General features: G+C 42.5%; 7 protein-coding genes. 6 read left to right on the forward strand and 1 reads right to left on the reverse strand.

What is annotated here, in order from left to right; genetic code table 11:
* The first annotated feature begins 683 nt into the window (after positions 1-683).
* A complete protein-coding gene (locus tag IEV18_RS15525) occupies positions 684-1,040 on the forward strand; it encodes a M24 family metallopeptidase (protein WP_268235430.1) in 357 nt (118 codons plus the stop codon).
* A gap of 257 nt (positions 1,041-1,297) precedes the next feature.
* A complete protein-coding gene (locus IEV18_RS15530) occupies positions 1,298-2,314 on the forward strand; it encodes a metal-dependent hydrolase family protein (protein ID WP_268235431.1) in 1,017 nt (338 codons plus the stop codon).
* A gap of 412 nt (positions 2,315-2,726) precedes the next feature.
* Here IEV18_RS15530 and IEV18_RS15535 read toward each other — a convergent pair whose 3' ends face one another.
* Positions 2,727-3,122, reverse strand: a complete 396-nt coding sequence (locus IEV18_RS15535; RefSeq protein WP_188393297.1) for a helix-turn-helix domain-containing protein — start codon at positions 3,120-3,122, stop codon at positions 2,727-2,729.
* A 298-nt stretch (positions 3,123-3,420) separates the two neighbouring features.
* Between IEV18_RS15535 and IEV18_RS15540 the strand changes: the two genes are divergently transcribed.
* From IEV18_RS15540 to hydA, 4 genes are all read left to right on the forward strand, one after another.
* Positions 3,421-4,671 carry a M20 family metallo-hydrolase gene (locus IEV18_RS15540; RefSeq protein WP_188393298.1) on the forward strand — a complete coding sequence of 417 codons (1,251 nt, stop codon included), beginning with the start codon at positions 3,421-3,423 and terminating at the stop codon, positions 4,669-4,671.
* 37 nt (positions 4,672-4,708) lie between these two features.
* The gene (locus IEV18_RS15545) at positions 4,709-6,163 is read left to right on the forward strand and encodes a cytosine permease (protein ID WP_188393299.1); all 1,455 of its coding nucleotides are present in this window, start codon (positions 4,709-4,711) and stop codon (positions 6,161-6,163) included.
* On the forward strand, positions 6,160-6,885 hold the full coding sequence (locus IEV18_RS15550) for an aspartate/glutamate racemase family protein (protein ID WP_188393300.1): 726 nt from the start codon (positions 6,160-6,162) through the stop codon (positions 6,883-6,885). The genes IEV18_RS15545 and IEV18_RS15550 overlap by 4 nt, the downstream gene beginning before the upstream one ends.
* Positions 6,886-6,981: 96 nt before the next feature.
* Complete coding sequence (hydA, locus tag IEV18_RS15555; protein ID WP_188393301.1) at positions 6,982-8,400, forward strand: dihydropyrimidinase; 1,419 nt, start codon at positions 6,982-6,984, stop codon at positions 8,398-8,400.
* The last annotated feature ends 700 nt before the right edge of the window (positions 8,401-9,100 follow it).

Here is a 9,100-nt window from a genome sequence, read left to right on the forward strand (position 1 = left end):
CTCTCCTTGGTATTTATTAAATTCGGGGTCATGATCATGACACCCTGTACTATACCAAGAGGACTCTTTTTTGTTCAACCTTCAAATTTCTTCATTACAGGAATGCTCCTAATGCACCAACACTAGGAGGAACTGAAGAGGCGACAACATTATCTAATGCACCATCTTTCGTAGAACTAGTCAACATTGATGAAATAATCCCTTGTAGTAATATCACTTTTAAACTCTTCTCCTTTTGATGATGTTTATCTAAATTTTTTATAAGTAATAAACAACTGTAACTGCTAGACTAAAGTAGACAATTTTTTCTAGATAAAAATGAACACTTTTCTACGGGGAAAAGGCATGTAAAAGGATGTTGCCCAGTAGGGGTGACATCCTTTTACATGCTTGCCGGTCGAGCGGTGGCTCTCGATAATTTAGTCCCGCATTTCATGTATAATACTTATCTGTATTACATGAAAATGGGGGGGACACATGAAAGGTGGAAAAGTGGGGAGTGTACATGGAAATTAAAAAAAACAGGGTGAAAGAATAAGAAGAATTGCGAAAAGCTAGGTATTCGAGAACAACAGTTTATAAGTATCTCATTCATTCTCGTCAAGTTGGTTTGAACGGTTATCGAGCAGAGCTGGAGCGGACGGTGATTGTAGGTAAGCCTACGTCTATGGAAGAAAAAGCATTTGCGGCAGCCATTGAAGCACAGGCGCGAGCGATGGAATTCATCAAACCTGGGTGTACGCTTCTCGGAAGTCGATTTAGTTGCGAGGGAAGTGTTTGAAAGGGAAGGTCTTGCACAATATGCGATTCATCGAGTTGGTCATGGTATAGGAGTTTCTGCTCATGAGGCACCATTCTTGCGTTTTGATCATCATGGTTTTGTGGAAGAAGGAATGGTATTTTCCATTGAACCAGGAATCTACATCCCAGGAGTCGGTGGTTTTAGGCATTCCGATACGGTGGTCATCACAGCGGACGGATGTAAAATAATTACTGACTACCCGCGCGATATGGAATCACTAATTTTTAAAGAAGAGTAGATTAAATGGATATTACAAGTTTATAATTTCTAACTTGTAAACTATCGGGAAGGGGTTATTGCCTCTTCCTGAAATCGTTTGGAGGAGAAAATATGAGAGAAATAATCATTAAAAATGTACAAGTTCTTTATGGTGAGAAGTTAGAGTTGATTTCCGGGCATGGAGTATATGTGAAAGATGGGAAAATTGAGGCGGTATTAAAATAATCCGAGATTCCAGCAGATATTCCGTTTATAGACGGAGATGGTTCATATCTTATTCCTGGTCTTATCGATCTCCATGTACATATGATATGGGACGGATCACTCGACCCGGTCAGGACATCTGAGGAGGAAGGGTATGAGCAGATGATGCTTCGTGCAGCTGCAAATTGCCGGCATTATATTGAGCATGGCATCACTACGGTCCGAGATTTAGGCTCAATTAACGATATTGTCCTGCATATCTCTAAAGGGATTAAGCGCAATTTGATATTAGGCCCAAATGTGATTGCAAGTGGAAGGACACTAACGATGACGGGCGGTCATGATCCATTTTGGGCAAGATTCGTTGATGGGAAATATGAAGCGTTAAAAGGCGTTCGTGAACAAATTTATAAAGGTGCTGAAGTCATTAAAGTAAGTGCTACTGGAGGTGTTTATGGAAGAACAGAGGGGGAAAAGGTTGGGAATGCTGAATTGAGTCTTGAGGAACTAAAGGTGATTTGCGAGGAAGCACACCGATTCGGTATCAAAGTCGCGTCACATGCAATCGGACGTGACGGTATCTACAATTCTGTTCTCGCGGGTGTGGACACAATTGAACACGGGCATTTTATAGATGAAGAACTACTTCAATTGATGGAAGAAAGAGGAACAGCCTGGATACCGACCCTTTTTGTCTATAAGCAGATTGCCTCACAGGAAGGAATTCCTGAATATGCAAGAGCAAAAACGGTAGAGATTGTTAATATCCACGCTAAAGCTTTCCGCTCGTTTTTTAAACGGGATATCCTGATAGGAGCTGGTTCTGATGCTGGTTCTCCTTGTACATCCCACCATGCCTTGCTCAACGAATTATACGCAATGAATGAATTGGTTGAAGACGTGAGAAGTGTGCTGAAAACAGCGACGGTCAATGCCGGTAAAATCTTAGAACGAAAAATAGGACAAATCAAAAATGGGTATCAAGCCGATTTGGTATTGCTTGAGGGAAACCCCCTGGAAGATTTAAAGAATTTGGAGAAGGTGAAAGAGGTTATATTGAGAGGAGAATTGATTCGATTAGGTGATTAAAGGAACAATAGGGAATGATTACACTTAAATGAACAAATTTACTGTAATGCCAGCATATTCTGTTCCCATCGGGCGAAGAACAGTGCGTATGGGAAGTCAGGGTGTGCTGGTAATATAAGATATGTAAAATACAAAAAAATATTCCCCCGTTCCAATATGCCAAATTGGCAAATTTTTCCCGGCGGTGTACAAAAAATCTGGAGTAATAATAAATTTAGAGGAAATAAGCTGGAAATCCAGATTAATAGGCTATCCATTTCGCTTCTATATGGAATTAGCTACAATAGATAACAAAGAACCCTACCTGATTCATAGGATCAGGTGGGGTTCTCTTCATTTTTAGCTTTCTTTTTCATTTATTTCTTTAATATTTTCAAAAAGATTAAAGATTCTTTCTTCCAGAATGGATTGGTTATTCACTGATTTCTTGCTCTGCTTTATAAACGACCCAATTAAAATGATTTGTCAATTCCTGTAAGTCTTCTCGTGATAATTTCTCCCATTTTTCTAATTGTAAGATATATGGTTCTTCAAAACCTTTTCCCCTAAACAGATTAACAACTTCTAATAATCTAGATTCTTCAGTTTGTGTTTCTTCTTTCTTATACTCTTTTCCCCGTAAAAGATAATCTAATGAAACATTATAGAGATCGGCTAGTTTACAACAGGTTTCCAAACTAGGACGACGCTCTCCCCGTTCATATGCTCCATAGACATTTGCAGAAAATCCAAGCATTTTACTTACCTCTTTTTTGGTATAGCCTGATTTTTCACGAAGATTTTCTAAACGTAAATTAAAATGGTCCATCATTGAATCACTCCAACATCTGTTTGAAAAAGAAATAACACAAATTGTGTTTTTTATTACAAAAACACACAAAATGTGTTGACACTCCGGTTCGTTTGGACTAGAATGAATAAAAAACACACAGTTTGTGTGTTGTTGGGAGGTGAAGCTTGCAACTTCTCTATCGATTTTTATGAACAGTCGAAAGCAGTAGAATCAGGATGTTTAGCCAGTAATTTATTTCAGCATTAGTATTTTAAACAAAACATTGGATTGCTAAACAGAAATCAAAGATTGCTGTATCTATAAGGAGGAGATTATGAAAACGTTATCTTACCGAGTAGATCAAGATAGGATATTTCAGCGTGTATTGGAATTGGCAGAGATTGGCAAGGTTGGTGAAACGGGAACACAGCGGTTTGCTTTAACAGAAGAGGATAAGGAAGCGCAATTGCTCGTTTCTTCCTGGATGAAAGAAGCAGGCATGTGTGTGTGGCATGACCATTTTGGGAATCTGATTGGGAGAAAAGAAGGAAGCGATCCCCGCTTGCCGGTCGTCATGATTGGCTCTCATATCGATACCGTACCAAATGGCGGCAGGTTTGATGGCACAGTCGGTGTCATTGGCGGAATTGAGGTCGTGCAAGCGATTCACGAGGCTGGTATCGCACATCGGCATCCGATTGAAGTCGTTGCTTTTTGTGATGAAGAGGGTTCCAGGTTTTCCGACGGATTGTTTGGCAGCAGGGGAATGATTGGAAAAGTTAGCAAAGAGGACTTCCTGCTCAAGGATGAAGCAGGGGTGACCAGATATGAAGCGTTAAAGTCCTTCGGCTTTGGCATGAACCCGGATGAATTTAAAAAATCCGTGCGGAAAAAAGGGGAGATTAAAGTTTTCCTGGAGATGCATATTGAACAAGGCCCTTACTTAGAACAGTACAAGAAGCCGGTCGGAATTGTAAAGGGGATTGCTGGACCTGCGTGGTTAAAAGTGCAACTGCGGGGGGAAGCGGGGCATGCCGGAACGGTTCCGATGAGCCTCAGGCGGGACCCGATGACAGGCGCAGCAGAAATTATAAAGAAAATCGAGGACATATGCAAAGGGGACACGACCGGGACAATGGTAGGCACTGTAGGCGTAATCGAGGCCTTTCCGGGCGGGAGAAATGTAATCCCTGAATCCGTCGTATTCACCTTGGATCTGAGAGATATCGATTTAGAACGGAGAAATCGGGCACTTCAGGAAATCGAGGCGGAAATAAGGGAGGTTTGCAACGAGAGGGATCTGAACTTTCATGTCGGGAAACTTCAGGAGATTGATCCCGTCCACTGTTCAGCGGAAGTCGTTCAATCGCTTGAAGCATCAAGCAGGGAATTGAACATCGATGCTCCGGTCATGATTAGCGGTGCCGGCCATGATGCCATGTTTATGGCGGAAATCACAGAGATGGGGATGATTTTCGTCCGATGCCGCGGGGGAATCAGCCATAACCCGAAAGAGTGGGCAAATCGGGAGGATATCGCGAAGGGGACTCAAGTTTTAGCAAGAACGGTAGAAAAGTACATTTAAAGGATGAAGTGAAATTTTACGGCATGAGCACCGTTTTATGATGTTTTTTCAAAAGGATGAATTGGACAATTTCATAGAAGGAGTGATGGATATGGAAGTGAAGGAGAATTATCTCGTCGGAAAAGATATTATGCCTACTTCGGACAAGCAGCGAACAATGTCTGCATTTAGTTTTTTAATTATTTGGATCGGAATTGCCGTTCAGCTTGTAACCTTTATTTCAGCATCTCAGTTATATCCGGCGCTTTCCCCCGGTCAGATTATGCTCGCATGTTTAATTGGGAATATTCTTGTGGCGATACTGCTTACGTTAACAGGGGACATCGGCATTAAATACGGGATTCCCTATGCCGTTTATATCCGTGCCTGTTTTGGCTATTTAGGTACCCACATCCCTTCGTTTATAAGAGCGTTGCCGGCTATTTTTTGGTTTGGCTTTCAAACGTGGATGGGTGCGTACGCCTTAAATTCCATCATGGAGATACTGACTGGATATTCCAACGAAGTTCTATTGATCATCTTATTTGGGATTGTACAAATTATCAACGCAGCATTTGGCTTTAATGCCATTCAGAAGCTGGAGTGGATTGCTTCTCCCATCATCATTGTCATTGGATTAATAATCCAAATCATGATCATGAACAAATATGAAATAACGTTCGGGGAACTGTTCTCCATCCAAGGCGATGGGAGTTTATCGTTAGGATATGGAATTGTCGTCATGATGGGTGTGTACATCACGATGGCATTGAATACTTGTGATTTTACCAGGTTTCTCCAAGTGAGAAATGTAAAAGGAACATGGCTCGAGGCGAATTGGGGAAGTTTTTATGCGCAGTCGATAGGATTATTAAGCTCGATGCTGCTCTTTACCCTTATCGGCATCACAAGCGGAGTTGCAACAGGAAACTGGAATCCGATTGACGTCATTATCGAAACCATCGGGAGAGACAATCCGTTAGTATTAATTTTATGCTTAATTTTTGTAATATTCGCACAGTGGTCGAGTAATGTATCTGCTAATTTAATGCCGCCGGGATATATCATTGTTAATTTTTTCCCGAGAAAGATTAGCTTTGCAACAGCGGCGATTATTGCGGGAATCGTTGGCTTGCTGATCCAGCCTTGGAGATTTGCCGACTTTACACCGCAAATTCTAGTCATCATCACCGCTATATTGGCTCCGATAGTAGGAATCATGATTTGCGACTATTACTTGTTAAGGAAAAGAAGACTGAACATCCATGACTTATATGATATGGAAGGCCAGTATAAATATTGGAAAAATATCAACCCGGCAGCGATCATCGCCTATATTCCGGCTTGTATTTCCGCATTTTTATATCCGGATTATGGATTTTTTACGGCAGCGGTGATTTCAACGGTTCTTTATTACCTTTGCATGAAATTTTGGATTGGGAAAGTATATTACCAGCCGGAGATTTTTGAAAATTATGATAACAATAAAAGGAAAGAGGAGGAACTGATATGAAAATCAAAGTCATTAATCCGAATACATCGGCCGGGATGACCGACGGGATTCGGAATGCGGCGGAAGTTGCAACCAGACCGACGACGGAAATTATCGCAGTCAGTCCTGACATGGGACCGGCATCGATTGAGTCTTATTACGATGAATATTTAAGCATACCAGGTGTACTGGAAGAAGTCAAAAAAGGGGACGCGGATGCTTATGTCATCGCTTGCTACGGTGATCCGGGTCTGCAAGCGGCACGGGAAATCACAACGAGTCCGGTAATTGGTATCGCAGAAGCTTCTTTATACATGGCATCCATGCTGGCGGCACGATTTTCTGTAGTCACCGTGTTGCCGAGAATTAAAACGATGATTGAAGAATTAGTTGCTAGTTATGGCATGCAGCACCGTGTCCTTCATGTTCGGACAACCCCGATGTGTGTATTGGATTTTGAACGAGATCCGGAAGCGGGAATGGAGATGTTAAGACAAGAAGGAAGAAGGGCCGTACAAGAAGAGGATGCTGAAGCAATCTTACTAGGATGTGCCGGTATGGCCGAATTTGCCGATGAATTGGAAAAAGAATTAGGCGTACCCGTCATTGATGGAGTAGTTGCAGCGGTAAAATTTGCCGAAGCTATGGTGGATATAGGAAAGAAAACAAGCAAATTAAAAACGTATAAATACCCGGAGAAAAAACAAATGACGGGTATGCTGTCGAATTTTAGCTGGGGTTAATAATGGACGTGTGGCATGAAAGGGGGTGACAGCATTCGGTATCCGATTTGAACACACTCATTCTACTAATATAAAAAATTTAAAGGAGGAATATCGATGAGTCTATTAATTAAAAACGGTACGATTGTTACAGCGGTAGATGAATTTGTCGGTGATATTTTCATTGAAAACGGAAAGATCGCAGCGGTCGGGGAAAATTTGCCTCAGCATGCCGATGAAGTAGTCGATGCTTCGGGAAAATATGTGTTGCCTGGCGGGGTGGATCAGCACGTTCATTATTCTTTTGACTATAAGGGTGAAAGGGTGCGAGGATTTGAGACATCGAATGCGGCGATCGTCGGCGGAACCACCACCGTCATCGAATTTGTCAACCAAGAGCAAGGGAAGGGAATGGCGGAAACAATTGAAAAATATGACAGGGAGGAATTTTCCAAGCTGGCGATGGTCGACTATTCCTTCCACGGTGTTGTATGCGACCCATCGGATGAATTATTTGCCGAAATTCCGACGCTACCTAGTAAAGGAATTTCTACCATAAAGCTGTTTATGGCGTATAAAGGGCTCCCTTTCCACAGTGATGACGAAGCGGTTTTCAAAGCGTTAATGGCAGCAAAGGATGCTGGTGTCACCGTGATGGTGCATGCAGAAAATGCCGATGTCATCGACTACCTGCAAAAGGAATATTTGCGCAAAGGGGAAACAGGGCCCTATTCCCATGCTTTGTCTAGACCGCCGTTAGTGGAAGTGGAAGCAACCCAGCGGGCGATTTATCTTGCCGCAATGGCGGATGCACCGATTTATATCGTGCACGTCACCGCCAAGGGTGCGATGGAAGCAATTCGGAATGCGCATAACGAAGGACTCCCTGTGTATGGGGAAACATGTACCCACTATCTTGTCCTGGATAAAGAAGCATTAGCAAAACCGAATTTTGAAGGTGCAAAATATGTATGCTCTCCCGCACTGCGGACCGAAGAACATCGGGAAAGTCTCTGGCAGGCGATCAACCACGGCTGGCTAAATGCGGTAAGCTCCGACCATTGCGGCTTCAATTGGGAAAAGCAAAAACATATGGGAAAGGATGACTTTACGAATATCCCAAACGGCTCGCCGGGGGTGCAGGACCGGCTGGCGATTTTATGGACCTATGGGGTCAATCGCGGAAAGATTTCCCGGCAGCGGTTAGTAGATTTATTTGCAACGACCCCGGCTAAGATTAACGGCCTCGACCATCGCAAAGGACATATCGGCGTCGGATATGATGCGGATATTGTGTTATACGATCCAAAACCAACATCGATCATTTCCAATAAAAACAGCCTGCATGGCGTGGATTTCAATATTTACGAAGGCATGGTCCAGGAAGGAAAGGTCGACAAGGTTTTCTTAAGAGGCAAATTAATGGTCGATAACGGCGAATTCATCGGCAAAATGGGCGACGGAGAGTTTATCCCGGCCAATGCGTTTGGATTGTGTTATCAGGAAAGAAAAGAGAAGCAAGCGGTGGGGGTTTAATATTGGGTTCAAGGGCCGCTGACAGCTGTCCCGAGAAAGAATTCGTATTCCAATCCGATTCAGTTTAACACTCAGCTCAAGGGCTGCTGTCAGACATGATAAAAGCTAACAAAGGATGACACTGGTTCATCTTTTGTTGGCTTTTGTATTTCGAAGATGTGAATAGGGTATTTTGTGAATTGGATTTTAACAGTTCTTATTTCAAGATAAACGGATTGGATGTGAAAGAAATGGATGATTCTAAAGCCCGCTAGAACGGGAGGGGGGCTTTCCAAGTGTTCATAGTGCGTTTCTAAAGCCCGTTAGAACGGGAGCGGTGCATTCTAAGTGTTTATAGGCAGGCTCTTAAGCCCTCTAGAACAGGAGAAAAGCTTTCTAAGTGTTCATAGCTGGGTTCGGGTTCTATAATGCGCTCCAACTGGAAAAGCAGCATCGAACGGCTAATAGGCTACATTTTTGGGCTTCTCAAGAAGACGCAACAGAGATTTAATGATAAAATAAAACTATATAGTTAACGTATCGGTGACCAATACTTGCAATACGTCAATATTTTGTTGACGTATTGTGCTTTATGAAATAAAATTAAGTTAGGAGCATTCCTGTAATGAAGAAATTTGAAGGTTGAACAAAAAAGAGTCCTCTTGGTATAGTACAGGGTGTCATGATCATGACCCCGAATTTAATAAATACCAAGGAGAGG

This window comes from Compostibacillus humi, from assembly GCF_014637175.1.
Lineage (GTDB): Bacteria > Bacillota > Bacilli > Bacillales > Amphibacillaceae > Oceanobacillus > Oceanobacillus humi.